The 24,215-nt window shown below is 69.4% G+C and carries 27 protein-coding genes and 1 tRNA gene; 14 read left to right on the top strand and 14 right to left on the bottom strand.

Going from position 1 to position 24,215, the window contains the following annotated elements; translation table 11 throughout:
* Positions 1 to 28 precede the first annotated feature (28 nt).
* Positions 29 to 1,477 (top strand): pyruvate kinase, encoded by a 1,449-nt coding sequence (gene pyk / locus AC3A46_RS03645; protein ID WP_487663849.1) that lies wholly within the window; start codon positions 29 to 31, stop codon positions 1,475 to 1,477.
* Between the two features lie 75 nt (positions 1,478 to 1,552).
* Positions 1,553 to 1,942, top strand: a complete 390-nt coding sequence (locus tag AC3A46_RS03640) for an SHOCT domain-containing protein (RefSeq protein WP_487663848.1) — start codon at positions 1,553 to 1,555, stop codon at positions 1,940 to 1,942.
* Positions 1,943 to 2,008: 66 nt separating this feature from the next.
* Here AC3A46_RS03640 and AC3A46_RS03635 read toward each other — a convergent pair whose 3' ends face one another.
* The 5 genes from AC3A46_RS03635 to AC3A46_RS03615 all read right to left on the bottom strand — a co-directional run bounded on the left by AC3A46_RS03635 (position 2,009) and on the right by AC3A46_RS03615 (position 4,535).
* On the bottom strand, positions 2,009 to 2,776 hold the full coding sequence (locus AC3A46_RS03635) for an ABC transporter permease (RefSeq protein ID WP_487663847.1): 768 nt from the start codon (positions 2,774 to 2,776) through the stop codon (positions 2,009 to 2,011).
* The gene (locus AC3A46_RS03630) at positions 2,773 to 3,555 is read right to left on the bottom strand and encodes an ABC transporter ATP-binding protein (RefSeq protein WP_487663846.1); all 783 of its coding nucleotides are present in this window, start codon (positions 3,553 to 3,555) and stop codon (positions 2,773 to 2,775) included. Before AC3A46_RS03630 ends, AC3A46_RS03635 begins: the two co-directional genes overlap by 4 nt.
* On the bottom strand, positions 3,552 to 3,920 hold the full coding sequence (locus tag AC3A46_RS03625; protein WP_487663845.1) for a DUF1048 domain-containing protein: 369 nt from the start codon (positions 3,918 to 3,920) through the stop codon (positions 3,552 to 3,554). Before AC3A46_RS03625 ends, AC3A46_RS03630 begins: the two co-directional genes overlap by 4 nt.
* A gap of 2 nt (positions 3,921 to 3,922) precedes the next feature.
* Positions 3,923 to 4,282 carry a PadR family transcriptional regulator gene (locus tag AC3A46_RS03620; RefSeq protein WP_487663844.1) on the bottom strand — a complete coding sequence of 120 codons (360 nt, stop codon included), beginning with the start codon at positions 4,280 to 4,282 and terminating at the stop codon, positions 3,923 to 3,925.
* Positions 4,283 to 4,452: 170 nt separating this feature from the next.
* Positions 4,453 to 4,535: transfer RNA gene (locus AC3A46_RS03615), tRNA-Leu, on the bottom strand.
* 47 nt (positions 4,536 to 4,582) lie between these two features.
* Between AC3A46_RS03615 and AC3A46_RS03610 the strand changes: the two genes are divergently transcribed.
* Positions 4,583 to 5,206, top strand: coding sequence for an ANTAR domain-containing response regulator (locus AC3A46_RS03610; protein ID WP_109209425.1), 624 nt, complete (start codon positions 4,583 to 4,585; stop codon positions 5,204 to 5,206).
* A 68-nt stretch (positions 5,207 to 5,274) separates the two neighbouring features.
* On the opposite strand, the gene AC3A46_RS03605 is transcribed toward AC3A46_RS03610, so the two are convergent.
* On the bottom strand, positions 5,275 to 5,706 hold the full coding sequence (locus tag AC3A46_RS03605; protein ID WP_487663843.1) for a hotdog fold thioesterase: 432 nt from the start codon (positions 5,704 to 5,706) through the stop codon (positions 5,275 to 5,277).
* Between the two features lie 65 nt (positions 5,707 to 5,771).
* Between AC3A46_RS03605 and polA the strand changes: the two genes are divergently transcribed.
* Together polA and AC3A46_RS03595 are read left to right on the top strand one after the other, a co-directional pair.
* Positions 5,772 to 8,429, top strand: coding sequence for a DNA polymerase I (polA, locus tag AC3A46_RS03600; RefSeq protein WP_487663842.1), 2,658 nt, complete (start codon positions 5,772 to 5,774; stop codon positions 8,427 to 8,429).
* Positions 8,430 to 8,507: 78 nt separating this feature from the next.
* Complete coding sequence (locus tag AC3A46_RS03595; RefSeq protein WP_487663841.1) at positions 8,508 to 10,181, top strand: DUF885 domain-containing protein; 1,674 nt, start codon at positions 8,508 to 8,510, stop codon at positions 10,179 to 10,181.
* On the opposite strand, the gene AC3A46_RS03590 is transcribed toward AC3A46_RS03595, so the two are convergent.
* On the bottom strand, positions 10,182 to 10,811 hold the full coding sequence (locus AC3A46_RS03590; RefSeq protein ID WP_487663840.1) for a phosphoribosyltransferase: 630 nt from the start codon (positions 10,809 to 10,811) through the stop codon (positions 10,182 to 10,184).
* A gap of 91 nt (positions 10,812 to 10,902) precedes the next feature.
* Between AC3A46_RS03590 and AC3A46_RS03585 the strand changes: the two genes are divergently transcribed.
* Genes AC3A46_RS03585 through AC3A46_RS03575 form a run of 3 tightly spaced genes read left to right on the top strand, consistent with a single transcriptional unit; the run spans position 10,903 to position 14,139 of the window.
* On the top strand, positions 10,903 to 11,946 hold the full coding sequence (locus AC3A46_RS03585) for an LLM class flavin-dependent oxidoreductase (RefSeq protein ID WP_487663839.1): 1,044 nt from the start codon (positions 10,903 to 10,905) through the stop codon (positions 11,944 to 11,946).
* A 36-nt stretch (positions 11,947 to 11,982) separates the two neighbouring features.
* Positions 11,983 to 13,335, top strand: a complete 1,353-nt coding sequence (locus tag AC3A46_RS03580; protein WP_487663838.1) for an MFS transporter — start codon at positions 11,983 to 11,985, stop codon at positions 13,333 to 13,335.
* A gap of 42 nt (positions 13,336 to 13,377) precedes the next feature.
* Positions 13,378 to 14,139 carry an SGNH/GDSL hydrolase family protein gene (locus AC3A46_RS03575; protein ID WP_487663837.1) on the top strand — a complete coding sequence of 254 codons (762 nt, stop codon included), beginning with the start codon at positions 13,378 to 13,380 and terminating at the stop codon, positions 14,137 to 14,139.
* Between the two features lie 7 nt (positions 14,140 to 14,146).
* Here AC3A46_RS03575 and AC3A46_RS03570 read toward each other — a convergent pair whose 3' ends face one another.
* Complete coding sequence (locus AC3A46_RS03570; protein ID WP_487663836.1) at positions 14,147 to 14,725, bottom strand: dihydrofolate reductase family protein; 579 nt, start codon at positions 14,723 to 14,725, stop codon at positions 14,147 to 14,149.
* Between the two features lie 88 nt (positions 14,726 to 14,813).
* Between AC3A46_RS03570 and AC3A46_RS03565 the strand changes: the two genes are divergently transcribed.
* Entirely contained in the window at positions 14,814 to 15,203 is a 390-nt protein-coding gene (locus AC3A46_RS03565; RefSeq protein WP_487663835.1) for an ArsR/SmtB family transcription factor, read from the top strand.
* The gene (locus AC3A46_RS03560; RefSeq protein ID WP_487663834.1) at positions 15,196 to 15,642 is read left to right on the top strand and encodes an SRPBCC family protein; all 447 of its coding nucleotides are present in this window, start codon (positions 15,196 to 15,198) and stop codon (positions 15,640 to 15,642) included. The genes AC3A46_RS03565 and AC3A46_RS03560 overlap by 8 nt, the downstream gene beginning before the upstream one ends.
* Before the next feature lie 6 nt (positions 15,643 to 15,648).
* Here AC3A46_RS03560 and AC3A46_RS03555 read toward each other — a convergent pair whose 3' ends face one another.
* From AC3A46_RS03555 to AC3A46_RS03545, 3 genes are all read right to left on the bottom strand, one after another.
* Positions 15,649 to 16,485 carry a carbohydrate kinase family protein gene (locus AC3A46_RS03555; protein ID WP_487663833.1) on the bottom strand — a complete coding sequence of 279 codons (837 nt, stop codon included), beginning with the start codon at positions 16,483 to 16,485 and terminating at the stop codon, positions 15,649 to 15,651.
* Positions 16,485 to 17,405, bottom strand: coding sequence for a pseudouridine-5'-phosphate glycosidase (locus tag AC3A46_RS03550; protein ID WP_487663832.1), 921 nt, complete (start codon positions 17,403 to 17,405; stop codon positions 16,485 to 16,487). Before AC3A46_RS03550 ends, AC3A46_RS03555 begins: the two co-directional genes overlap by 1 nt.
* A 71-nt stretch (positions 17,406 to 17,476) precedes the next feature.
* Positions 17,477 to 18,766: an MFS transporter gene (locus AC3A46_RS03545; RefSeq protein WP_487663831.1), complete on the bottom strand. Its 1,290-nt coding sequence runs from the start codon at positions 18,764 to 18,766 to the stop codon at positions 17,477 to 17,479.
* A gap of 264 nt (positions 18,767 to 19,030) precedes the next feature.
* On the opposite strand from AC3A46_RS03545, the gene AC3A46_RS03540 reads away from it, so the two are divergent.
* The 4 genes from AC3A46_RS03540 (at position 19,031) to AC3A46_RS03525 (ending at position 21,488) form a co-directional block, all read left to right on the top strand.
* Entirely contained in the window at positions 19,031 to 19,294 is a 264-nt protein-coding gene (locus AC3A46_RS03540) for a DUF6458 family protein (RefSeq protein WP_310246442.1), read from the top strand.
* 223 nt (positions 19,295 to 19,517) lie between these two features.
* On the top strand, positions 19,518 to 20,279 hold the full coding sequence (locus tag AC3A46_RS03535; RefSeq protein WP_487663830.1) for a hypothetical protein: 762 nt from the start codon (positions 19,518 to 19,520) through the stop codon (positions 20,277 to 20,279).
* A gap of 71 nt (positions 20,280 to 20,350) precedes the next feature.
* Complete coding sequence (locus AC3A46_RS03530; RefSeq protein ID WP_487663829.1) at positions 20,351 to 20,791, top strand: hypothetical protein; 441 nt, start codon at positions 20,351 to 20,353, stop codon at positions 20,789 to 20,791.
* 130 nt (positions 20,792 to 20,921) lie between these two features.
* On the top strand, positions 20,922 to 21,488 hold the full coding sequence (locus tag AC3A46_RS03525; RefSeq protein ID WP_487663828.1) for a TetR/AcrR family transcriptional regulator: 567 nt from the start codon (positions 20,922 to 20,924) through the stop codon (positions 21,486 to 21,488).
* A gap of 22 nt (positions 21,489 to 21,510) precedes the next feature.
* Here AC3A46_RS03525 and AC3A46_RS03520 read toward each other — a convergent pair whose 3' ends face one another.
* The 3 genes from AC3A46_RS03520 to AC3A46_RS03510 all read right to left on the bottom strand — a co-directional run bounded on the left by AC3A46_RS03520 (position 21,511) and on the right by AC3A46_RS03510 (position 24,127).
* Positions 21,511 to 22,380, bottom strand: a complete 870-nt coding sequence (locus AC3A46_RS03520; RefSeq protein WP_487663827.1) for an AraC family transcriptional regulator — start codon at positions 22,378 to 22,380, stop codon at positions 21,511 to 21,513.
* Between the two features lie 85 nt (positions 22,381 to 22,465).
* Complete coding sequence (locus AC3A46_RS03515) at positions 22,466 to 23,830, bottom strand: DUF222 domain-containing protein (RefSeq protein ID WP_487663826.1); 1,365 nt, start codon at positions 23,828 to 23,830, stop codon at positions 22,466 to 22,468.
* A gap of 153 nt (positions 23,831 to 23,983) precedes the next feature.
* On the bottom strand, positions 23,984 to 24,127 hold the full coding sequence (locus tag AC3A46_RS03510; RefSeq protein WP_487663825.1) for a hypothetical protein: 144 nt from the start codon (positions 24,125 to 24,127) through the stop codon (positions 23,984 to 23,986).
* Positions 24,128 to 24,215 lie beyond the last annotated feature (88 nt).

Genomic DNA, 24,215 nt, shown 5'->3' with positions numbered 1-24,215 from the left:
CCTTCAACCCACCCGGAGAAAACCACGGATGAGACGCGCCAAGATCGTCGCCACCCTGGGGCCCGCCACGTCGTCGTATGAGATGGTCCGCGCGATCATCGATGCCGGCGTCGACGTCGCCCGCTTCAATCTGAGCCACGGGGACTACTCGGTCCACGACAACAACTTCGCCAACGTGCGCAAGGCCGCCGACGACGCCGGACGGGCGGTCGCGATCCTCGTCGACCTCCAGGGTCCGAAGATCCGCCTCGGCAAGTTCGAGAACGGACCGCACGAGCTGGCGGTCGGCGACACCTTCAAGATCACCACGGAGGACATCCTCGGCACCAAGGAGATCGTCGGCACGACGTTCAAGGGCCTCCCGAACGACGTCAAGCCGGGTGACTTCCTCCTCATCGACGACGGCAAGGTCCGCGTCGAGGTCGTCGAGACCGACGGCACCGTCGTCACCACCAAGGTGATCGTCGCGGGCCCGGTCTCGAACAACAAGGGCATCAACCTGCCGGGCGTCGCGGTCAACGTGCCCGCGCTGTCCGAGAAGGACGAGGCCGACCTCCGCTGGGGTCTGCGCGCCGGGGCGGACATCATCGCCCTGTCGTTCGTGCGCGATGCGAAGGACGTCCAGCGCGTCCACGTGATCATGGCCGAAGAGGGGCGCCACGTGCCCGTCATCGCCAAGATCGAGAAGCCGCAGGCCGTCGACAACCTCGAGGAGATCATCGACGCGTTCGACGGCATCATGGTCGCCCGCGGCGACCTCGGCGTCGAGCTGCCTCTCGAGGCGGTGCCGATCGTGCAGAAGCGCGCCGTCGAGCTCTGCCGCCGCATGGCCAAGCCCGTCATCGTCGCGACGCAGATGCTCGAGTCGATGATCGAGAACCCGGTGCCCACCCGCGCCGAGACGAGCGACGTCGCCAACGCCGTCCTCGACGGCGCGGACGCGGTCATGCTCTCGGGCGAGACCAGCGTCGGCAAGTACCCGGTCGTGGTCGTCGAGACCATGGCGCGCATCGTCGACTCGACCGAGGAGCACGGCCTGGACCGCATCCAGCCGCTGACCACCAAGCCCCGTACGCAGGGCGGCGCGATCACGCTGGCCGCGATGGAGGTCGCCGAGTTCGTCGACGCGAAGTTCCTCTGCATCTTCACCGAGTCGGGCGACACCGCGCGCCGCATGTCTCGCCTGCGTCCCCGCATCCCCATGATCGGGTTCGCACCCGAGCCGGCGATCCGCCGCCGCATGGCGCTGACGTGGGGGGTGCAGTCGACGCTCGTCGAGCACGTCGCGCACACCGACCTGATGTTCATCCAGGTCGACGACTACCTGCTGTCGAACGACCTCGCGAAGGTCGGCGACAAGGTCGTCGTGATCTCGGGATCCCCTCCCGGAATCATCGGCTCGACGAACGACATCCGCATCCACAAGGTGGGCGACGCGGTGCACGGCAAGGCGCCGATCTACAAGACACGGGACTGACACGTCCCTCATCCGGACGGCTGCGACCACTACTGTGGTCGCAGCCGTCCGGTTTTTTCGAAAGAGGTGACGCCGATGTGGTTCGGTGATTTCTGGTGGTTCCTGCTGTGGAGCTTCTACTTCATCGCGTATCTGTACGTGGTGATCGTGATCATCACGGACCTGTTCCGTGACGAGGCGCTCAACGGCTGGCTCAAGGCGCTGTGGATCATCGCCCTCGTCTTCGTGCCGTTCCTGACGGCACTGATCTACATCATCGCCCGCGGCAAGGGCATGGCCGCGCGTGCACAGTCCGCGCGCGGGGGAGTGGTGGCCGAGTCCGACGACTACCGTCCCTCTGCCTCGTCGAGCCCCGCGCAGGACATCGCACAGGCCAAGGCGCTCCTCGACGCCGGTGCGATCTCACAGGGCGAGTTCGACGCCCTGAAGAGCAAGGCGCTCGGCAACCAGTACTTCGGCGCGTAGCCGTCACAAAGGGAAGAGCGGATGCCTCGATTCGAGGCATCCGCTCTTCCCTTTGTGCTGCCGGCGTCAGCTGATCTTCTTGCGGTAGATCGCCATCGACGCGATGTAGGCGACGACGAGGATGCCGACCAGCCAGGCCATCGCGACCCAGATGTCGGTGCCGACCGGCTCGCCGGCGAACAGCGCGCGCATCGAGTCGACGATCGAGGTGACCGGCTGGTTCTCGGCGAACCACTGCACCGGGCCCGGCATGCTCTCGGTCGGGACGAAGGCCGAGCTGATGAACGGCAGGAAGATGAGCGGGTAGGAGAACGCGCTCGCGCCGTCCACGGTCTTCGCCGTCAGGCCCGGGATCACCGCGAGCCACGTGAGCGCCAGCGTGAACAGCACCAGCATGCCGATCACGCCCATCCAGGCGCCGAAGCTCGCTCCGGTGCGGAACCCCATCAGCAGCGCCACGCCGATGACGAGGGCGAGCGAGACGAGGATCGAGACGAGCGACGTCAGCACGTGCGCCCACAGGACTCCCGACCGCGCGATCGGCAGCGACTGGAACCGCTCGAAGATGCCGCCCTGCATGTCCAGGAACAGCCGGTACGCCGTGTAGGCGATGCCCGACGCGATCGTGATCAGCAGGATGCCGGGGAGCATGTAGTCGATGTACGACCCCTTCGCGCCGCCGGTGTCGATCGCTCCGCTGAAGACGTAGACGAACAGCAGCATGAGCGCGATCGGGGTGACCGCGGTGGTGATGATCGTGTCGGGACTGCGCAGGATGTGCCGCAGCGACCGGCTGGTGAGAACGGCGGTGTCGCCGATGACGTGCGTGGTCATGATTCCTCCTTCGCGGATGCGGTGTCGTCTTCGCCGGTGAGGGCGAAGAAGATGTCTTCCAGGCTCGGCTGCTTCTCGACGTACTCCACCTTCGCCGGCGGCAGCAGCTGCTTGAGCTCGGCCAGCGTGCCGTCGACGATGATGCGGCCCTTGTGAAGGATCGCGATGCGGTCCGCGAGCTGCTCGGCCTCTTCGAGGTACTGCGTGGTCAGCAGCACGGTCGTGCCGCCCCGCGCCAGCTCCCGCACCGCATCCCAGACCTCGAGGCGCGCCGCGGGGTCGAGACCGGTCGTGGGCTCGTCGAGGAAGATCACCGGCGGGTCTCCGATGAGGCTCATCGCGATGTCGAGCCGGCGCCGCATGCCGCCGGAGTACGTCGACACCTTGCGCGGGCCGGCGTCCGTCAGCGAGAAGCGGTCGAGCAGGCCGTCCGCGATCGCACCGGGGTCGGGGAGGTGACGCAGCTGCGCGATGAGCACGAGGTTCTCGCGGCCGCTCAGCACCTCGTCGACGGCGGCGAACTGCCCGGTGAGGCTGATCGTCTCGCGCACCTTCTGAGCCTGGGCGGCGACGTCGAAGCCCGCGATGGCGGCGGTGCCGGCATCGGCCTTGAGCAGCGTCGACAGGATGCGCACGACCGTGGTCTTGCCCGCGCCGTTCGAGCCGAGCAGCGCGAAGATGCTGCCCCGCGCCACGTCGAAGTCGACGCCCTTCAGCACACTCAGGTCCTTGTAGGACTTCTCGAGCCCCTGGACCCGGATAGCGGTGTCCACGCTCATTTCTCGGCTCCTCCTTCTGCGTCGTCGATCGCCTTGTTGAGGCGTGCGCGCTCCTTGTCGATCCACTGCTTGCCGGAGTAGGCGGCGGTGAACTCCTCGGCGAACGCCGAGGCGTCCTCGCCGACGATGTCGCGGACGGGCGTTCCGTCGGCGGCCGCGCGCTCCCAGAGGTCGGCGGAGTCGCCGAGCATCTGCATCATCGTCACGCCGTCGGTCATGCCGCCGACGGTCATGAAGTACCGGTCCAGCGCCTTGGCGGCGCCGCGGTAGGGCTCGGGCAGCGCGTCGATGCGCGCCTTGTACTGGCGGTACTGCTTCTTCTGCTCGAGCGAGCCGGTGACGACTTCGTACCACTTGGCGGCCATGATCAGTCCTCTTCCTGGGGGTTGGCGTTGCTGTCTGCGTTTTCGCGGTGGAGCTGTTCGATGCGTTCTGCGAGGAAGCTCCAGGTCCTCCAGAACTCCGCGAGCTGCTCGCGGCCCTGCGCGTTGAGGGAGTACACCTTGCGCGGCGGTCCCTTCTCCGACGGGACCTTCTCGACGTCGACGAGGCCGCGCTGCTCGACCCTGACCAGGAGGGCGTAGACGGTGCCCTCGGCGATGTCGGAGAAGCCCTGGTCCCGCAGCCACGAGGTGATCTCGTATCCGTAGGCCGGGCGTCCGGAGAGGATCGCGAGCACGATGCCCTCCAGCGTGCCCTTGAGCATCTCGGTCTCCTGCTTGCCCATGGCGCACCTCCTTTCCTTCTGACTACTCAGTGTTGTTGACTACTGGTAGACGGTAACACTAGGTACCGGTACTTAGCAACACCGAATACCGAGAATCTTCGGAGGGTCGTGAAACGACGAAGAGCGGATGCCTCGAGTCGAGGCATCCGCTCTTGTGGATGTCAGGGGAGTGCCGGTGGTGGGAGTCGAACCCACACGCCCTTGCGGGCAACCGAGTTTGAGTCGGTCGCGTCTGCCATTCCGCCACACCGGCCTGCGCGCCGCGGCGCGCGTCCGCGATTGACCATACCGTAGGATTCAATGGTGACTGAGCAGGAGCAGACCGCCGCATCGACGGCATCCACCCCCCGCCGCGTCGTGGTCGCCGAAGACGAGTCGCTCATCCGACTCGACATCGTCGAGATCCTCCGCGACAACGGATTCGACGTCGTCGGCGAAGCCGGAGACGGAGAGACCGCTGTGGCCCTCGCCACCGAGCTGCGTCCCGACCTTGTGATCATGGACGTCAAGATGCCGCAGCTCGACGGCATCTCGGCGGCTGAGAAGCTCAGCAAGAACCACATCGCCCCGGTCGTGCTGCTGACCGCCTTCAGCCAGAAGGAGCTCGTCGAGCGCGCGAGCGAGGCCGGCGCCCTCGCCTACGTCGTCAAGCCGTTCACGCCGAACGACCTGCTGCCCGCGATCGAGATCGCGCTGGCCCGCTACGAGCAGATCATCACGCTCGAGGCGGAGGTCGCCGACATGGTCGAGCGCTTCGAGACCCGCAAGCTCGTCGACCGCGCGAAGGGCCTTCTCAACGAGAAGATGGGCCTCTCGGAGCCCGAGGCGTTCCGCTGGATCCAGAAGGCGTCGATGGACCGCCGCCTGACCATGCAGGACGTCGCGAAGGCGATCATCGAGCAGCTGGCGCCCAAGAAGGGCTGACCCTCACGACTTCAAGAGAAGCGGATGCCTCGTGACGAGGCATCCGCTTCTCCCATTCCCGTGCGGGTTCAGACGGGCGGCAGTTCCTTGATGTGGTTCGTGATGCGCACGGTCGAGCAGCGGCGGCCGGCCTCGTCGGTGACGACGATCTCGTGGACGGCGAGCGTGCGACCGAGATGGACGGGCGTGCAGACGCCGGTCACGATGCCCGAGGTCGCCGAGCGCGTGTGGGTCGCGTTGATGTCGACGCCGACCGCGAGCCTGCCCGGGCCGGCGTACAGGTTCGCCGCCATCGAGCCGAGCGATTCACCCAGCACCACGTAGGCGCCACCGTGCAGGAGGCCGACCGGCTGGGTGTTCCCCTCCACCGGCATCGTGGCCACCGCACGCTCCACGGAGAACTCGGTGAAAACGATCCCCATCTTCTCGGCGAGCGCGCCCATGCCGCGATTCGCGGCCCACTCAAGACCGTCGACGGAGGAGGGGGAGTGCTCGGGCATGCGTCGCCTTCGGGGGGGTGCGGGACGGGAGATCGGGTGTCGCCGGCCCTGACTAGGCTTGCAGGGTGACGGACTCCGCAAAGCCTACCCTTCTCGTCGTCGACGGCCATTCGCTGGCTTATCGGGCGTTCTACGCCCTCCCGGTCGACAACTTCTCGACGAAGGACGGCCAGCACACGAACGGGATCTACGGGTTCCTCGCGATGCTGATCAACCTGATCAAGGCGGAGAAGCCGACCCACCTGGCAGTGGCTTTCGACACCTCCCGGCAGTCCTTCCGCACCCGCGAGTACACCGAGTACAAGGCGAACCGCTCCGAGACGCCGTCCGAGTTCAAGGGGCAGATCCCGCTCCTGCAGGACTGCCTTGCGGCGATGAGCATCCGCGTCCTCCAGCAGGAGGACATCGAGGCCGACGACATCCTCGCGACCCTCGCGACGCAGGGCTCGTCGCAGGGGTTCCACGTCCTCGTGTGCTCGGGCGACCGCGACACGATCCAGCTCGTGAACGACGACGTCACGCTCCTCTACCCGAACGTGCAGGGCGTCTCGCAGCTCAAGCGCTACGACCGCGACGCCGTCATCGAGCGCTACGGCGTGCCGCCCGAGCAGTACCCCGACATCGCGGCACTCGTCGGCGAGACGAGCGACAACCTGCCCGGCGTGCCGAAGGTCGGCGAGAAGACCGCCGTGAAGTGGCTCACCCAGTTCGGCTCGCTCGACGCGCTGCTCGAGGGCGCCGACTCGATCAAGGGCGTCGTGGGCGGCAACCTGCGCGAGCACATCGAGGACGTCCGTCGCAACCGCCGCCTCAATCGGCTTCTGACCGACGTCGAACTGCCGCTCGGCCCGGAGGATCTCGAAGTGCAGCCGATGGACGCGCAGGCGGTGCGCGACATCTTCTCTCGTCTCGAGTTCAAGACCCTCATCCCGCGCGTGGCCGAGCTGGCGGGCATCGAGCAGCAGATGGCCGCGGTCACGTCGGCTGCGGCCGAGCTCGCACCCGTCGCGAAGGAGCCGGCCCCGGCAGAGTTCGCCGCGTGGCTCGAGAGCGCGACCGGCGAACTGGGGGTGACGATCGCGGTCGAGGGAGGACTCCCCGCTCGCATCGGCGTCGCGACGGCGGATGCCGCCGCCGAGTCGTCATGGACCCCCGAGCTCGCGGCGGCCCTCGCACCGTGGCTCACCTCCGATGCCCCCAAGGTCTTCGCCGACGCGAAGCCGCAGGTGAAGGCGCTGCGGCGTGCGGGGCTCGCCCTCGGCGGGCTCGCGTTCGACGTGATCCTCGCCGGCTGGCTGCTGCGTCCGAGCTTCCCCGACAAGACGCTCGCCGACCTCGTCGACCGCTACCTCGACGAGAAGCTGCCCGAGTCCGACCCGTCGCAGCTCGTGCCCGAGACCGAGGGCGCGACGACCGGCCAGCTGTCCTGGTACCTGGTGCGCGTGGCAGCCGCGGTGCGCGCAGAACTCCCCGAGAGCGTGGCAGCCGTCCTCACCGACATCGAGCTGCCGACGCTGCACACCCTCGCCGACATGGAGCTCGCGGGCGTCGCCGTGTCGCACGCGACGCTGTCGCAGTTCTCCGGCGAACTCGCCACCCGCGCGGACGCGCTCGCGCAGGAGGCGTACGCGGCGATCGGCCGCGAGGTGAACCTCGGCTCGCCCAAGCAGCTGCAGGAGGTGCTGTTCGAAGAGCTGCAGCTGCCGAAGACCCGCAAGACCAAGACCGGCTATTCGACGGATGCCGCGGTCCTCGCCGATCTGCAGGAGACCAACCCTCATCCCTTCCTCGACCTGCTTCTCCAGCACCGCGAGGCGACGAAGCTGCGCCAGATCATCGAGTCCCTCGACAGCGCCATCGGCGGCGACCGCACGAGCGGAGCCGACGGCCGCATCCACACGACCTATGTGCAGACGGGCAGCCAGACCGGCCGCCTGTCGAGCACCGATCCGAACCTGCAGAACATCCCGATCCGCACGGAGGAGAGCCGCCGCATCCGTTCGGCGTTCACCGTCGGCGAGGGCTACGAGACGCTGCTCACGGCCGACTACTCGCAGATCGAGATGCGCATCATGGCGCACCTCTCAGAGGATCCGGGCCTCATCGAGGCGTTCAACTCCGGAGAAGACACGCACCGCTTCGTGGGGTCGCGCGTCTTCGGCGTCGCGCCCGAGGACGTGACACCGGCGATGCGCACCAAGGTCAAGGCGATGTCGTACGGTCTCGTGTACGGACTCTCGGCCTTCGGCCTGTCGAAGCAGCTGCGCATCGAGCAGGCCGAGGCGAAGCAGCTCATGATGGAGTACTTCGCCCGTTTCGGCGCGGTGCGCGATTACCTGCGCTCCTCGGTCGAGCAGGCGCGCATCGACGGGTACACCGAGACGATCTTCGGCCGCCGGCGCCCGTTCCCCGACCTCGCGAGCCCCAACCGCGTGCTGCGAGAGAACGCCGAGCGCGCGGCGCTCAACGCCCCGATCCAGGGCAGCGCCGCCGACATCATGAAGATCGCGCTCTTCCACATCCACGACGACTTCGCCGCCCAGCAGCTCGGCTCGCGCGTGCTGCTGCAGATCCACGACGAGCTCGTGATCGAGGTCGCTCCAGGGGAGTGGGACGCCGCCGAGCAGATCGTGCGCAGCCGGATGGGCGATGCCGCGCAGCTGTCGGTGCCGCTCGACGTGCAGATCGGCCGCGGCGACGACTGGGACGTCGCAGGCCACTGAGCGCAGCCCCGCGGAGGCACCTCCCGGCACCGGGATCCTCGTTTGTCGGCACCGCGTCCCATGCCTAGGCTCGGTGCTATGACAGACGAAACCCGCACGCCCACGCAGATCGACAAGATCGCTGATGCGTGGGTCGACACCCTCGCCGAACTCGAGCCGACGCTCGCGACCTACATCGGTCGTTCCGAGTACAACGACCGGTTCGGCGACTACAGCCCCGCCGGCCAGGAGAGGCTCGTGGAGGAGGGCCGAAAGACCCTCGCCGCGCTGGATGCCGCGACCGCCGACGACGACGTCGATGTCGTGACCAAGGAGGATCTCTCTCGCGAGCTCCAGCTGGAGCTCGACCTGCACGATGCCCAGTGGCACCTGCGCGACCTCAACGTGATCGCCTCGCACGCGCAGAACATCCGTTCCGCCTTCGACCTCATGCCCACCGCGACCAGCGACGACTGGTCGGTCATCGCGAAGCGTCTCGGCGCCGTCTCGAGCGCCGTGGACGGCTACGTCGCGACTCTTCGCGAGGGCATCTCGCAGGGCGTGGTGCCCGCCCGCCGGCAGGTCACCGAGGTGGCGACGCAGATCGCCCGCTACACCGCGGAGAACGGCTTCTTCGCGAGCTTCGCCGCCGAAGCCGCTCCCGAGGAGGGACAGCTGCCCGCCTCGCTCGCGCGCGATCTCGCCGACAACGCCAACGCCGCCCGCGTGGCGTACGACGAGCTCGCGGCGTTCCTCACGAACGAGCTCGCCCCGGCCGCCACGGAGAAGGACGCCGTGGGCCGCGAGCTGTACGCGCTGCACTCACGGCGCTTCCTCGGCGCCACGATCGACCTCGACGAGACCTACGAGTGGGGCGTCGAGGAGCTCGCGCGCATGGTCGCCGAGCAGGAGGCGATCGCGAACGAGATCAAGGCCGGCGCGACCGTCGAGGAGGCCGTCGCGCTCCTCGAGCAGGACACGAGCCGCAAGCTCTACGGCACCGACGCGCTGCAGAAGTGGATGCAGGAGACCAGCGACCGCGCCGTCGCCGAGCTCGGCAAGACCCATTTCGACATCGCCGAGCCGATCCGCAAGCTCGAGTGCATGATCGCGCCCACCAAGGAAGGCGGGATCTACTACACCGGCCCGACCGACGACTTCTCGCGTCCCGGCCGCATGTGGTGGTCGGTGCCAGAGGGCGTCGAGGACTTCGACACCTGGCGCGAGCTCACCACGGTCTACCACGAGGGCGTCCCCGGCCATCACCTCCAGATCGCACAGGCGGTGTACAACCGCGCGCAGCTCAACACCTATCGCCGGCTCCTCGGCGGCACGTCGGGCCACGCCGAGGGGTGGGCGCTCTACGCGGAGCGCCTCATGGAGCAGCTGGGCTACCTTTCGGACCCCGCCGACCGCCTCGGCATGCTCGACGGCCAGCGCATGCGCGCCGCCCGCGTCGTGCTCGACATCGGCGTGCATCTCGAGAAGCCGCGTCCCGACGGCCAGGGCCCGTGGGACGCCGACTTCGCGCTCGAGTTCATGCTGCGCAACGTCAACATGCCCGACGAGTTCGTGAAGTTCGAGGTCAACCGCTACCTCGGCTGGCCGGGCCAGGCGCCCTCGTACAAGGTCGGCCAGCGCATCTGGGAGCAGCTGCGCGACGAGGTCGCCGAGCGTGAGGGCGACGCCTTCTCGATCAAGCAGTTCCACAAGCGCGCCCTCGACCTCGGCGGTGTCGGACTCGACACCCTGCGGTCCGCGCTCTCGCGCTGATCAGTCGCCGGGGTCGTGGCGCAGCAGCGCCACGACCTCGGCGTCCGTCGTCTGGCGGAAGTCGTCGTAGTACTCGCCCACGGCCCAGAAGTCTGCTTCGCGGTACGGGCACACGAACCCGTCCACGGCGTCCGCCGGCGGCTCCCACCGCTCCGGGGCGACCGGGACGGCCAGCACGATCCGCTCCGGGTCGCGGGCGCGCAGCGCGCGGCACGCGGCGATCGCGGTCGCGCCGGTGGCCACGCCGTCGTCGACGACGATCGCGGTCCGCCCCGAGATATCGACGGACGCCGAGCCGAAGGCATCCGTCCGCCGTGCCAGTTCGTCGCGCTCCGCCGCCTCCACGCGTTCGAGGTCTTCCGGCGACATCCCCGCCCACCGCATCGCGCCGGGCGTGACGATGCGCACGCCGTCGGCGATCGCGCCCACGGCGTACTCCTCATGGCCCGCGGCGCCGAGCTTGCGCACGACGACCGCGTCGAGGTCGAGTCCGAGCGCCTCGGCGACCTCTGCGGCGACGACCACGCCGCCCCTCGGGATGCCGAGGACCACGGCATCCGTTCCCCGCCATCGTTCGAGCTCTGCGGCGAGCTCGCGCCCGGCGGACCGGCGATCCGCGAAGGGGATCATCCCACCACGCTACGCTCGCGGGGTCCGGGCGTCTCGGGAATGCCGCGCGCACTCCGCCGGTTCATGCAAGCGCATAGAAGGAGAAGCACACATGACCTCTGTCGATCCCGCCACCATCGAGCTCGGACTCGACACCTTCGGCGACGTGACCCGCGACCTCTCCGGCGAGCTGATCAGCGGCGCACAGACGATCCGCAATGTCGTCGAACAGGCGGTGCTGGCCGATCGCGTCGGGCTGTCGTTCTTCGGAGTGGGGGAGCACCACCGGCGCGAGTTCGCCGTGTCCAGTCCCGAGATCGTGCTCGCGGCCGCGGCGGCGCGCACGGAGCGCATCCACCTCGGCACCGCCGTCACCGTGCTCTCGAGCGATGACCCGGTGCGCGTCTTCGAACGGTTCGCGACCCTGGACGCGGTCTCGAACGGCCGCGCCGAGGTCATCCTCGGCCGGGGGTCGTTCATCGAGTCCTTCCCGCTGTTCGGCTACGACCTGCGCGACTACGAGACGCTGTTCGACGAGAAGCTCGACCTCTTCTCACACCTGCTGACGGAGAAGCCCGTCACCTGGGACGGCACGCCGCGGGCGTCCCTCGACGCCGCCGACGTGTTCCCCAAGACCGAGAACGGCCTGCGCGCGTGGGTCGGCGTGGGCGGCACCCCGGAGTCGGCGGTGCGTGCCGCACGCTACGGGTACGGCCTCATGCTCGCGATCATCGGCGGGCCCGCCGGGCGCTTCGCGCCCTTCGCCGAGCTGTACCGCCGGTCGCTCGACACCTTCGACCAGCCGCAACTGCCGGTCGGTGTGCACTCACCGGGCCACGTCGCCGAGACGGATCAGCAGGCGTGGGACGAGGCGTATGAGGGCTTCGAGGCGATGAACAACTCCATCGGGCGCGAACGCGGCTGGCCGACGTACAATCGCCTGCGCTTCCAGCACGATGTCGGACCCGAAGGCGCGCTCTACGTGGGCTCGCCCGAGACCGTCGCCCGCAAGATCGCCGACACGGTGCAGACCCTCGGCGCCTCCCGCTTCGACATGAAGTTCTCGACGGGCACGCTGTCGCACGAGAAGATGATGCGCTCGATCGAGCTGTTCGGCACCGAGGTCGTGCCTCGCGTGCGCGACATGCTGTCGTGAGCCCCGCCCGGGTTCCGGCATCCGTAGCATGACGCTATGACGGATGCCGCAACCCACGCGTCGTCGACGCTCTCGGAGCGCCTCGACCGCCTGCCGTTCACCCGCAAGCACCTGCGCGTGCTCACCGGATCGGGCATCGGGTGGGCGCTGGACGCGATGGACGTCGGGCTCATCTCCTTCATCATCGCGGCGCTCGCGGCGCAGTGGAGTCTGACGCCGACCGAGGCGAGCTGGATCGCGTCCGTCGGGTTCGTGGGCATGGCGATCGGTGCGAGCGTGGGCGGCCTCCTCGCGGACCGGTTCGGGCGCCGCCAGGTGTTCGCGCTGACGCTCCTCGTGTACGGGGTCGCGACGGGTGCGAGCGCGCTCGTCGGCGGCCTCGCCGCACTCCTCGTGCTGCGGTTCCTCGTGGGTCTGGGGCTCGGCGCCGAGCTGCCTGTGGCGAGCACGTACGTGAGCGAGTTCGCTCCCGCGCGCATGCGGGGGCGCCTGATCGTGATCCTCGAAGCCTTCTGGGCCGTGGGGTGGACGCTGGCGGCGCTCATCGGCTACTTCGTGATCCCCGCATCGGAGAACGGGTGGCGCTGGGCGTTCGCGCTCGGCGCGATCCCCGCGGCGTACGCGCTCGTCGTGCGCTGGGGCCTGCCCGAATCGGCGCGCTGGCTCGAGCGGCGCGGGCGCTTCAGCCAGGCGGAGTCGATCGTGCGCTCCTTCGAGCATGCCGGCGGTGCCGCGCCCGTGGCCGCGTCTGGGCGGCCCATGGCTCCTCCCGCCGCGGCGACCTCGCTGGGGCAGCGACTCGGCACGCTGTGGTCGGCCGAGTTCCGCGTGCGCACGGCCTGCCTGTGGCTGGTGTGGTTCTGCGTCAACTTCTCTTACTACGGCGCGTTCATCTGGATCCCGTCGATCCTCGTGGCGCAGGGGTACGACCTCGTGCGGTCGTTCGGCTTCACCCTGATCATCACGCTCGCGCAGCTGCCCGGTTACGCGGTGGCCGCGTGGCTGATCGAGGTGTGGGGGCGCCGTGCGACGCTCTCGGTCTTCCTCGTGGGTTCCGCGATGTCGGCGATCTTCTTCGGCACCGCCACCGGGGCGGGCGGGGTCATCGCTGCCGGCATGGCCCTGTCATTCTTCAACCTCGGCGCGTGGGGGGCCCTGTACGCGGTGACCCCCGAGATGTACCCGACGTCGCTGCGTGCGACCGGCTCGGGCTGGGCGGCCGGCGTCGGGCGCATCGCATCGATCGTGGCCCCGCTGGTCGTGCCCCCGCTGCTCGTCGCGGGTGGTGCCCCCGTGCTGTTCGTCGTGTTCGCGGTCTTCTTCGCGGTGGCTGCCGCGGCGGCGTGGGGGCTCGTGGACCGGCGCGGCGTCGCGCTCGACGACCGCTGACGATGACCGGCCGCACGCTGAGCCGGACGTAGGCTTGAGGCCGTGGCATCCGTTCGATACGTCGCGATCGGCGACTCCTTCACCGAGGGCGTGGGCGACGAGCTCCCCGACGGACACGTGCGCGGCTGGGCCGACCTGGTGGCACAGGGCTGGGCGGACACCACCGGCGAGAGCGTCGAGTACGCCAACCTCGCGATCCGCGGCAAGCTCGTGTGGCCCATCGTCGAGGAGCAGCTCGAGCCGGCGCTCGCGCTCGAGCCGACGCACCTGTCGTTCAACGGCGGCGGCAACGACATGCTGCGCCCCCGCACGAGCGTCGCCCACGTGCTCGCCGCCTTCGAGACGGTGCTGCGCCGCTGCGACGAGGAGGGCGTCCAGCTCATCGTGCTCTCGGGGGCGAATCCGACGTCCCAGCTGCCGCTGAAGCGGGTGATCCAGCGACGCGGCGACCTCCTGTCGTACGCCGTCGAGGCGCATCTCGCCACCCGCGCCGACGTCGTGCAGGCGTACAACTGGTTCGACGAGGAGCTGGCGACGCCGCCGTACTGGTCCGAGGACCGCCTGCACATGAACGCACGCGGACACCACCGCGTCGCCGCGCGTGTGCTGAGCTCACTCGGCGTCGAGCCGGTGCCGGAGTGGTGGTCGCAGCCGCCCCTGCCCCCGATGGGTCCCCGTGGCGCCGCCTACTACCGCGAGCACGTCGGCCCGTGGGTGCGGCGGCGTCTGGCGGGCACGTCATCCGGTGACGGCCGCGAACCCAAGTACGGTCAGTGGACCGAGATCGCCCCGACCGCCCGCTGAGCGACGATCACGGCGCGGCCGCATCGACCCGTGTCACCGCGTATGTGAGCTCGGCGAAGGCCCCGGCCTGCCGCACGGCGGTGAGCTTCAGCCGGTCGGCGCCGAGGCTGCGGGGGAGGAGGGGCTTTCCCGACGGCAGCGTCGCGGGCGCGATCGATACGCGGATCTCGTCGAGGAGGCCGGCATCGGCGAACTGGCCCGCGAGGTCGCCGCCGCCGACGATCCACACGTCGCGGTCGCCTGCCGAGTCGCGGATCTGCGGCCACGCCTCGCGCACGTCGCCCGATGCGAATCGGATGTCGACGCCCGCAACCACGGGCTGCTCCTTGCTCGTGAACACCCAGGTGGGGCGGTCGCCGTAGTACGACGGCCATTTCTCGGGGTGCGCCACCAGGTCCTCGTGCTCGAGCACCCACCGGTACGTCGATGACCCCTGCACCAGCACGCCGATGCGCGCCAGGAACCGCTGGAAGTCCTCATCGCCGCCTTCGCCGCCCGGTGCGGCGAAGAGCCACTCCAGCGAGTCGTGGTCGTCGGCGAGGAAGCCGTTGAGCGTGGTGGCGGTGTAGAAGACGACGCGAGGCATGCGGACACGGTAGCGCGCATCTCCGACAAGAGGTTGACCCTTATTCAACCAAGTAGTACTGTACTGATCAGTTGAATACGGAGGCGAGATGACCGATGCGCTGAGCCGCACGTTCGCGGCCCTCGCCGACCCGACCCGTCGCGCGATGCTCGCACGACTGAGCGAAGGCGAGGCGACGGTGGGGGAGCTCGCCGAGCCGTTCGACATGACGTTCGCCGCCGTGTCGAAGCACCTCCGCGTCCTCGAGGGAGCGGGGCTCGTCACGCGGGGCCGCAACGCCCAGTACCGGCCGGCCCGGCTCGACGCGCGACCGCTGGCGGCGGCATCCGTCTGGATCGGCGATTATGCGCAGTTCTGGGAAGACAGTCTCGGCGCCCTCGATCAGTACCTCAACGCCCTGCAGCAGCTCGGCGCTCCTCGCACGACACCGACCGGCGGCCCCGCCGCACCCACTGAGAAGGAGAACGACCATGAGTGAGTACTTCACCGTCACCCGCACCCTGCAGGCTCCCCGGGAGCTGGTGTTCGAGACGTTGACCAAGCCCGAGCACTTCGCCGTGTGGTTCGGGACCGCGGCCGTGGAGGTGCCGCAGGAAAGCCTCACGATGGATGTGCGTCCCGGCGGCGCCTTCCGCGCCGTGATGCTGCTGCCCGACGGCAACCGCATCGACTGGGCGGGGGAGTACAAGGTGGTCGAGCCGCCCTCGCACCTCGCGATGACGCTCACCGACCAGCCCGGCGACGACGCGGGGCTGCCCGTGCTCTTCGACCTGGAAGAGTCCGGCGACGGCACGGTGCTCACCATCCGCCAGGACCGCAGCGACTTCTCCGACGAGCAGGTCGCCGCGACGATCGCCGGTTACAACTCGTTCATCGACGACATCGAGCGCGTGCTGGAGCGCCTCCAGAGCGCTTGAGCGCCGTCACAGCGCGCCCGGGCGGCGCAGCGCGCTCATCGCGAGCACGCTGCCCGCCCGGGCGCTCTCACGTGGGCCGGCACCGGCCAGCGCCGCCACGATGTACCCCGCGGCGAAGGCGTCGCCCGCGCCCGTCGAGTCGATCACGTCGTCGACCCTGTCGACGGGCACCGCGGTCGTCTCGCCGCCCGCGCAGACGTGCACGGGCTCCGCGCCGCGTTTGACGACGTACACGCCCGCCGGCGCGACCCCGAGCTCGTCCGCTGCGGCCGCTTCGTCCGCGTTCGCGAAGACGACATCGGGCTGGAGCTCCTCCAGCAGGCGACGCAGCCGTTCGCGGCCCAGCGCGCGCATCGTCGCGACACTCGACAGGTCGAGGCTCACGCGGGCGCCCCGCGCTGCCGCGTGGATCGCAGCATCCGTCACCGCCCGCGCCGAGCGGGGCGCCGCGAAGCCGTACAGCGGCAGATGCACCCACTCGGCGCCGGACATCCACTCCGGATCGATGCGGTCGAGCTCGGCTGCCGCGCCGCGGTCGGTGATCATGGTGCGCTCGCCCACGGCGTCGACGAGCACGACGATCGAGCCGGTGCGACCGTGCCGCTGCACCCGGGCGTCGACGCCGGCGGCCTCGAGCTCGCCCACGAGCGCGACGGCGAGCGTGTCATCGCCGACACGGCCGATGAAGCGGGACGGATGCTGCGCCGCAGCCGCCGCTGCGACGTTCGCGGCGCTTCCGCCCCGTGTGAGACGCACTTCGGCGGGATTGTCGGTGCCGCGCTCGAGCGTCGCGCCGCCGAGGACGATGAGGTCGGCGACGAGGTCGCCGATGACGACGAGCATCAGTCGTCGCCGGCGAGCGCCCGCGCGATGCGGGCGCCGAGGTCGACGTTGCCCCGGTACACCGCGACGTTCACGTCCAGGCTCCGCCCTGCCGTCTCACGCTGGAAGAAGTCGAGCAGGAACGGTGTCGTGTCGTGTCCCGTCACCCCCTGCGCGTCGGCCGCGGCGAGCGCCCGCGTCAGCACGTCGTCGTGCAGTGCCGGGTCGAGCTGGCGATCGGCGCCGACGGGGTTCGCGACCAACAGGGTCGACGAGATGCCCAGCGCGTCGCGGGTGCGCGCGATCGCGGCGATCTCGGCGGGGGAGTCCACCGAGTACTGGACGTCGTAGCCTGAGTCGCCGACGTAGAAGCCGGGGTAGTCGGTGGTGCGGTAGCCGACAACGGCGAGGTTCAGCGTCTCGAGCCGCTCGAGAGTGAGCGCGATGTCGAGGATCGACTTGACGCCGGCACTCACCACCACGAGCGGAAGCCCCGCCAGGGTCGGCAGGTCGGCGGACTCGTCGAAGGTCTGCGCGGCTCCGCGGTGCACGCCGCCGAGCCCGCCGGTCGAGAACACCCGCAGGCCTGCCCGCACCGCGAGGTGCGCGGTCGCGGCCACGGTCGTCCCCGCGCTGAGCCCCTTGACCACGGCGACGGGCACGTCGCGCACGCTCGCCTTCACGACACCGTCGGCGGTCGAGAGGCGCTCGATCTCGTCGGGCGACAGGCCCACCGTAGGTCGTCCGTCGACGAGGCCGATCGTCGCCGGCACGACGCCGAGCGCCCGGACGCGGGCCTCGGCCTCGAGGGCGACCGTGAGATTGCGTGGGCGCGGCAGGCCGTGCGTGAAGATCGTGGACTCGAGCGCGAGCACGGGATCGCCCGAGGCGACGGCGTCCCGCACCTCCGGCGCGATGACGAGGGGATCGGACACGGGCATCCTTTCGATCCGGGCAGTTCATCCGACCCGGACAGGGACACAGTATCGAGCGGATGCCTCCACCCGGGCGCTCAGCCGCGCGGGCGGCGCGGCGCGCGGGGCGGGTCCATTCCGAGGCGGATCCGCGTGCGCTTGCGCTCGATGACGATGAAGATGCTGCCGAGCGCCCACAGCGGCACCTGCATCAGGAACGCGACGCGGAAGGCGTCCAGGTTGTACGTCGCGGGCGTTCCCGCACCCTGCAGGTCGAGCGCGAGGCCGATGAGGAGGATCGCGAGGAGAGCCGCGAGGAATCCGCCCGCGTTCGTCACCCCGGTAGCGGTGCTGAGGCGGTGCGACGGATTGTGCGTGCGGGCGTGGTCGAACGCGATCATCGACGCGGGTCCGCCGGTCGCGAGGGCCACGGCGAGCGCGAGCAGGAGCCACAGCGGCGCCGGTCCCGGATAGGCGATCACGACGAGCCAGGCGACCGCCTGCACGGCGACGGTGGGCAGCACGAGCGCGCGCGACCGCAGATGCGGGATGCGTCGCGACAGCTCGCCCATGATGGGTCCGAGCGCCATGCCCACCACGACGTACAGCGACATGATCGACGCGGCCTCGGCTGTCGTGCGCCCCTCGCCCGCGGTGAGGAACGGCATGCCCCACAGCAGCACGAACGCGGTTCCCGCGAACGGCGTGGTGAAGTGCGACCAGAAGGCCAAGCGGGTGCCCGGGTGCGCCCAGGCCGCGCGGATGCCGACCCCTGTGTCGACCGACGACGTCACGACCCGGATCGCGCCCGTGTCGGTGTCGACCGACACGTCCTCGTCGCGGTCGGGCGGGTGGTTGCGGATGAGCAGGAAGACGAGGATCGCGAACAGCACGCCGAGCCCGGCGATGCTGCCGAACGTGATGGTCCAGCTGGTGGCGTGCAGGAGCGCCGCGAGCGGGATCAGCGCCACCAGCTGCCCCGCCTGGCCCACGATGCCGGTGAGCTGCACCATGATCGGGCCGCGCTGCGCGGGGAACCACGTCGCGATCAGGCGCAGCACGCCCGGGAAGATCGCCGCATCTCCGGCCCCCAGCAGCATGCGCGCGAGGATCGCCACGCCGACGCTGGGGGAGATCGCCATGGTGAGCTGTCCCGCCGCCATCAGCAGCATCCCGACCGTCATGATCGGCCGCGCGCCGTACCGGTCGAGAAGGACGCCGATCGGGATCTGCATCCCGCCGTACACCGCCAGCTGCACCACCGCGAACATCGACAGCGTCGCGGCATCCGCGTCGAAGCGCGCGGCAGCATCCACGCCCACGGCGCTCAGCGACGAGCGGTTCGTGATCGCGAGGACGTACGCGGCGACGCCGACCGACCAGATCACCCAGGCATATGCTCCCGGCCCCGTCGCGCGAGGACGGGACAGACTGTGCACCCTTCCACAGTAGTCACCGCGACGGATGCTGCCGCCCGCGCCCGCCCACTCACCGGGCAGTCGTGCAGTCTGAGCCGAGCAGGGCAGGGCGGCAGCATCCGTCGCCTGTCAACCCCCTCCCTGAAACGGGTGGGATGCGGGAGCGTAGGGGCGGGACCACTCGTCCCGATACAGGGGAGGGCCGCTCGCCGTGCCCCGGAAAGGACACCTCGCATGAGTATCGGAGCAGGCATCGCCCTCTTCGCCATCGGAGCGATCCTCGCGTTCGCGGTGAACGTGGAGGTCGAGTGGGTGAATCTCGACATGATCGGCTACATCCTCATGGGTGCCGGAGCCGTCATCTTCCTGATCGGCATCGTGCTGCTGGCGCGTCGCCGCCGCACGGAGTCCGTCACGCGCACCGCGGTCGACCCCAACGTCAACGAGCAGGTCACCCGCCGGAGCACGAGCACGACGGACGACGCCGCCGGTCTCTGAACGACTTTCCGGCTGCGGGCGCTGCGGTGCCCGCAGCCGGAGTCATGTGCGCGGGTGTTCGGAGGTGGTCTCGCACTCCGCGCGGTTTCGCGGGACAATGACCCCAGCGATCCCCGGCATCCAGCAGGCCGCGGAGCGTCACCCGACACGCACGAACTCGACGGCCGAGGCACTTCCTTGACGAGCCCGAGCCGCCGAAGGCTTCCTCTGGGGGGTGGCCTGGATGGACGAACCCGCGATCGGCTCCGACACCGGCGGCGAGCTCACCGAACTGCGCAAGCGCGCGTACGGCCCCCGCCCCGACATCGAGGAAGACCCGGCGGCACTGGCCCGACTGATCGAGCTCGAGGCCGCGCAGCACGGGTCGAGTGATCCCATCGAACCCATGGCGGTGCCACTCGCCGGGACGCCTGAGCCCGCGCCGACGGTCACCGCGATTCTCACGACGGAGCCGCCGTCGCCCCCGCCGAAGAAGGCCCCTTCCGCGCCGACGCGCCGATGGGGACTCGTCGCTCCGGCAGTCGGCGCGGCGATCGCTTTGACCGGCGTCCTCGCCGCGGTCGTCGTGGCATGGGAGCCGCCGCCGGACGCCGTCATGCATCCGACCGGCGCCGAGCCCGACGACCCGCTCTTGACGCTCCTGGCAGCAGAGGGCCCGCGACTCGGCCCGAACGCGGAGGGGATCTCGGACATGCAGATCGACCTGTCGACGTTGCGCGCATTCGGGACCTACCTGGAGGTCGAAGTGTGGTCGGCGAGGAACGTCTTCGGGTCGCCCTGCCTGATCGGGGTGCATCGGACCACGGAAGACGTCGTCGCTCGGCGGTGCATGCCGACAAGTGCCGACCTGTTCATGGACATGCACTGGGACGTCCACCACGGCGACGACGTCCGACGCGCTCTCCCCGAAGGCCAGGTACTGCGCTTCTTCCTGCGCGCGGACGCCGTCGACGTCCATGTGCTGGTGTCGGAGGGGGTCGGGTGATGGCCGAGACAGCGCAGGACGCCGCCCGCGGTGCGGCGTCGCGGCGACGGGGAATGCCGTCCCGGTGGGGCATGGTCTGGATCGCCGCCGGGATCGGACTCGCCATCGCGTACGGAGTCGGGTGGGTCTTGAGCCCGCACCCCGACGCCACGCTCCAACGAACCGACGGCGAGACACCGTGGAATATCACGAGTCTCCTGGACTACTCGTCCGTCGAGGTCGAACCGGCCACGCTGAAACCATACGAGGAGTTCCGAGGGCTCCAACCCTGGTTCGCCTCGGACTCGCTGGGCACCCCCTGCCTCTTCATCGTCGAGCCGTCGACAGACTACCTTCAGGGGAGCGCGTGCACTCCTCAGGAGGCAGACCTCATCGTCGACGTCGGCGCGTGGCCGGTGTACAACGACAGTTTCGCCGAGGGACTTCCCGACGGGACGATCATCAGGTTCCAACTCCGCGGGGACGCGGTCGACGTAACGGTTCACCGTCCGGCGGAGACGGCCGGTCGCTAGTGCTGCTGCGCGTCCGACTCATCGGAGCGTTGCTCGGTGTGCGACATGTCCGAAGTGCGGCGACGGCTTGCTCCAGAGGTAGAGTGACCACGCGCCCACTTTGAATGGGCGGTCGCCCATTGGAGGTCGGATGCCCACCGGTCACGCGCTTCAGGATGCTCGCCGCGTCCTGCTGGATGCAGGACGGCAAGTTCTCGCGGCACACGGGGCCGACGCGCTCACCAGCAGGTCGGTGACCAAGGCGTCCGGCGTCGCCAAGGGTGTGCTGCATCGCCACTTCGAGGACTTCGACGCCTACGTCGCAGCCCTCGTGGCTGACGAGGCCGTCCGCATCCAGGCGATCGAGCCGCGTGTGGCGGACTCCGCCGCGGCTGCGACCACGGATGTGATCGAGCAGACCTTCACACCGACGATGCTCGGGCTCGTGAGCCTCGTCATCGGCCGCGACGGGGTGCGTCGGCGTGTCGGCAATGGTTCGCCCGGCATTCCGCTGCTCGGCGATGCGACGACCGCGGTCGCGGACGTCCTGGCCGCAGGACGCGAGGTCGGGTGGATCCGGAAGGACGCCGACGTCCCCGTTCTGGCATTGGCGCTCGCGGGCAGCGCCTACCTCCTGTCGGCGGGAGCGTCGGGCGCCCTCCCGGATCACGACGCCGTGCCAGACGTCGTCGAGTCGATCCTCGCGGCGTCCCTCTGAACCCGCCGGAAGACCGACCCGATCACTGCTCGCGCTCGACCGGCAACCACAGTTCGCACGTCGCCGTGCTGAAGTCAGGGGAGCGGTCGAGCACCGCCACGATCGACGGACCCGGCCGCAGTCGCCAGGGGTTGGACGGGAACCAGTCGCTCGCCGTTGCGGCCCAGGTCGATTGAAGTGCGGCGGGGTATGGGCCTTCCGTGCGGAAGACCGCCCACGCGCCGGCCGGAACCTCGATCACATCGAGATCATCGGGCGGGGAGACGTCCTCACCGACCGCGACACCGTGGAGGTAGGTCAGCTCGCTGCCCTCGATGTAGTCGGGGTCGATGTCGACACTCACCTGCAGCAGCCCCGCGGGCTCGGTACTGCTGAGGTCCTTGAGCCGCGCGTGCTCGGCGACGGGCAGAGCGGCGATGTGGGCCTGGATGTGCGGATTGACCCCCTGGTGGATGAGGGGCACGCGTGCGGCACGACCGATCAGCAGGAAGGCCGGTCGGTCGGCGATACGGGTGTCCATGGGTGTGCTCCCTTGTACGGTCAGGCGGAACCTGAGCTGCGATTGCGATCGAAGGGGACCGCCGTCGCGGCGCACCTCAGCAGGGCTCGCCCCGTGCACCGCACGGAACGCACGACCGAACGCCTCGGTGGAGCCGTAGCCATGGCGCACCGCGATGTCGAGCATCTCGCCGTCGCCGAGCACATCAGCGGCAGCGACGGTCATCCGCCGGCGGCGGATGTACTCCGACAGCGGCATGCCAGCGAGCGAGGAGAACATGCGGCGTACGTGGTACTCGGTGGTGCCGAGGCCGGCGGCGAGCCCGGCGACGTCGACGTCGTCCGACAGGTCGGCTTCGACGAGCTCGATCACCCGGTTGAGAATCGCGATCACGGTTCCTCCTTCCACACCAGCCTCGTCGGGCGCGCACGGACGCGCCCGACTATCCCGGTTCGATTCGATCGTGCCGTACCGGATGTCAGAAGGGCGGGTTCTCCGGCGGTTCGGGGATCCGGTCGAGCAACGCGCGGACGCGTTCTCGCAGGCCCGCGAACGGGTTCGTGGTGTGATGCCCGCTGGGAAACTCGACCTCGATGCTGCCGTCCTCCCGCCTCTGATGCCGGAGCAGCGTGGTGTCTTTCAGCGCGTGGTCGGGGTCGCACAGCGGATCGAGGTTCGCAATGTCGGTTTCGCCGCGACCAGGACCGTGAAAGGCACAATGGTGATCGATGTCTCCGTCGATCGCGAGGCGGTCGCAGCCGTCGCGTGCGCACGTGCCATGCACCAGAGCCAGCCATTCTCGTTGCGCACGGGTGGCCTTGCGGGCTCGCCGGTCCATATCGAGGATGACGCCGGCGACCGGGTCGGTGATCACCCTTGTGAATGCGCCGGCGTCGAGGAGCATCTGCCGGGCGGTGGCATCGTCGATCGCTCCGAGTCCGGGGATCAGGCAGTCACTGTTCAGATCGAGACCCGCCACCTCGGTGGAGATCGCCGGGAGGCGCACGCTCGCCCTCGCCGCGGGAACGAGCCGGTCGAGAGGAACGGTCACGAGCACCTTCGACTTCACTCGAGTGACGTCGCCGCCGATCAACATGTCAGCGAACAGATCCGCACGGATCTGCCCTGTCGTGCGACCGTCGCGCTCGACCGCAGGCATCTGCTTCGCCGTCAGCGAGGGCTCGCGGTCGAAAGCCTGTGCACGATCTATTGTGACCATCGCATATACCCACGACATGCCGTCAGCGACGTCCTCGACGTACACCGTGCGTCGAGCGAAGGCGGCTGCGTGCCGCTGCGTGCGGGTGCACGCCGTCACCCGGTCGGCGACCAGGCGAGCCTGCCGGCGGGTGCCGCTGACGGTGGACGACACGGCGATATCGCGCATCAGCTCATCGAACCCGCCGCTCGCATCGGGCACGCGCTCGATGAGCGGCAACTGGGCGAGTACGGCCTTCACATGGGCGATCGATATCAGCCCATCGCGCGCGGCCTGCCAAACGCGGGGGAGTTGCGCGAGCGCCCGCTGCGCCACGGCCGCCGACGACCGCACTTCGCCCTCCGTGAGCCGCAGCCGCGAAGACGCCTCGAGAGCTGCGCACCGCTCCGCCAGCGTGGCATCGCCGCCGAGCGATGGAAATCCTCCGGTCAGGCGCGGATCGAAGTCCACGTTCACGTACAGCTCAGGATGTGCGCGCGCGAAGTCGAGCACCTCGGCGAGATGCTCGCTCTGCCGCGCCGCACGCCGGTTCATCTCGAACTGCGCTGATTCCGCGTCCGCGAACAACTCCCTGAGCACGAACGCATGGCCCACATGTTCCACGGTCGGCGAGAGGGCTTCCATGAGTCGAGTTTAGTACATCTCTTCGATTATGCATAGATCTGACGTGAAGGTTGATCGAAGATAAGACGTCTGATCGCGCCTCCAGCGATCCTCACGCCGACCGCGCCGCTACGGTGGATCCGCCGCTCGAAAACCTCTCGGCGGGGGAGAAGCTCATATGCCCTCCAGGCCGAACCGCGTGTCGACGCCGTCGAACCGGGCCGCCGGGAGGCTCGGCGCCGCGTCGCGAGCTTCCAGCGTGTGGAGTCGGCGGCCGCCCTTGACAGTTACCGTGTCGTCCGCATCCAGCGCGTGCACACGACACAGCATGCTCAACGCCGACGAAGTTGCGGCCTTCCTTGATAAGCGCGACATGGCCTCGCGCGACGCTTTGAGCTGATGCGCT

Source organism: Microbacterium sp. Soil_C_42 (assembly GCF_057656735.1).
This window is presented reverse-complemented; position numbering and strand designations above follow the sequence as displayed.

Bases quoted from the DNA above. Each gene is read 5' to 3' on its own strand.
- pyk (WP_487663849.1), top strand. From the start codon at position 29: ATGAGACGCGCCAAGATCGTCGCCACCCTGGGGCCCGCCACGTCGTCG.
- AC3A46_RS03640 (WP_487663848.1), top strand. From the start codon at position 1,553: ATGTGGTTCGGTGATTTCTGGTGGTTCCTGCTGTGGAGCTTCTACTTC.
- AC3A46_RS03635 (WP_487663847.1), bottom strand. From the start codon at position 2,776: ATGACCACGCACGTCATCGGCGACACCGCCGTTCTCACCAGCCGGTCG.
- AC3A46_RS03630 (WP_487663846.1), bottom strand. From the start codon at position 3,555: ATGAGCGTGGACACCGCTATCCGGGTCCAGGGGCTCGAGAAGTCCTAC.
- AC3A46_RS03625 (WP_487663845.1), bottom strand. From the start codon at position 3,920: ATGGCCGCCAAGTGGTACGAAGTCGTCACCGGCTCGCTCGAGCAGAAG.
- AC3A46_RS03620 (WP_487663844.1), bottom strand. From the start codon at position 4,282: ATGGGCAAGCAGGAGACCGAGATGCTCAAGGGCACGCTGGAGGGCATC.
- AC3A46_RS03610 (WP_109209425.1), top strand. From the start codon at position 4,583: ATGGTGACTGAGCAGGAGCAGACCGCCGCATCGACGGCATCCACCCCC.
- AC3A46_RS03605 (WP_487663843.1), bottom strand. From the start codon at position 5,706: ATGCCCGAGCACTCCCCCTCCTCCGTCGACGGTCTTGAGTGGGCCGCG.
- AC3A46_RS03595 (WP_487663841.1), top strand. From the start codon at position 8,508: ATGACAGACGAAACCCGCACGCCCACGCAGATCGACAAGATCGCTGAT.
- AC3A46_RS03590 (WP_487663840.1), bottom strand. From the start codon at position 10,811: ATGATCCCCTTCGCGGATCGCCGGTCCGCCGGGCGCGAGCTCGCCGCA.
- AC3A46_RS03585 (WP_487663839.1), top strand. From the start codon at position 10,903: ATGACCTCTGTCGATCCCGCCACCATCGAGCTCGGACTCGACACCTTC.
- AC3A46_RS03580 (WP_487663838.1), top strand. From the start codon at position 11,983: ATGACGGATGCCGCAACCCACGCGTCGTCGACGCTCTCGGAGCGCCTC.
- AC3A46_RS03570 (WP_487663836.1), bottom strand. From the start codon at position 14,725: ATGCCTCGCGTCGTCTTCTACACCGCCACCACGCTCAACGGCTTCCTC.
- AC3A46_RS03565 (WP_487663835.1), top strand. From the start codon at position 14,814: ATGACCGATGCGCTGAGCCGCACGTTCGCGGCCCTCGCCGACCCGACC.
- AC3A46_RS03560 (WP_487663834.1), top strand. From the start codon at position 15,196: ATGAGTGAGTACTTCACCGTCACCCGCACCCTGCAGGCTCCCCGGGAG.
- AC3A46_RS03555 (WP_487663833.1), bottom strand. From the start codon at position 16,485: ATGCTCGTCGTCATCGGCGACCTCGTCGCCGACCTCATCGTCCTCGGC.
- AC3A46_RS03550 (WP_487663832.1), bottom strand. From the start codon at position 17,405: ATGCCCGTGTCCGATCCCCTCGTCATCGCGCCGGAGGTGCGGGACGCC.
- AC3A46_RS03540 (WP_310246442.1), top strand. From the start codon at position 19,031: ATGAGTATCGGAGCAGGCATCGCCCTCTTCGCCATCGGAGCGATCCTC.
- AC3A46_RS03535 (WP_487663830.1), top strand. From the start codon at position 19,518: ATGGACGAACCCGCGATCGGCTCCGACACCGGCGGCGAGCTCACCGAA.
- AC3A46_RS03530 (WP_487663829.1), top strand. From the start codon at position 20,351: ATGGTCTGGATCGCCGCCGGGATCGGACTCGCCATCGCGTACGGAGTC.
- AC3A46_RS03525 (WP_487663828.1), top strand. From the start codon at position 20,922: ATGCCCACCGGTCACGCGCTTCAGGATGCTCGCCGCGTCCTGCTGGAT.
- AC3A46_RS03515 (WP_487663826.1), bottom strand. From the start codon at position 23,830: ATGGAAGCCCTCTCGCCGACCGTGGAACATGTGGGCCATGCGTTCGTG.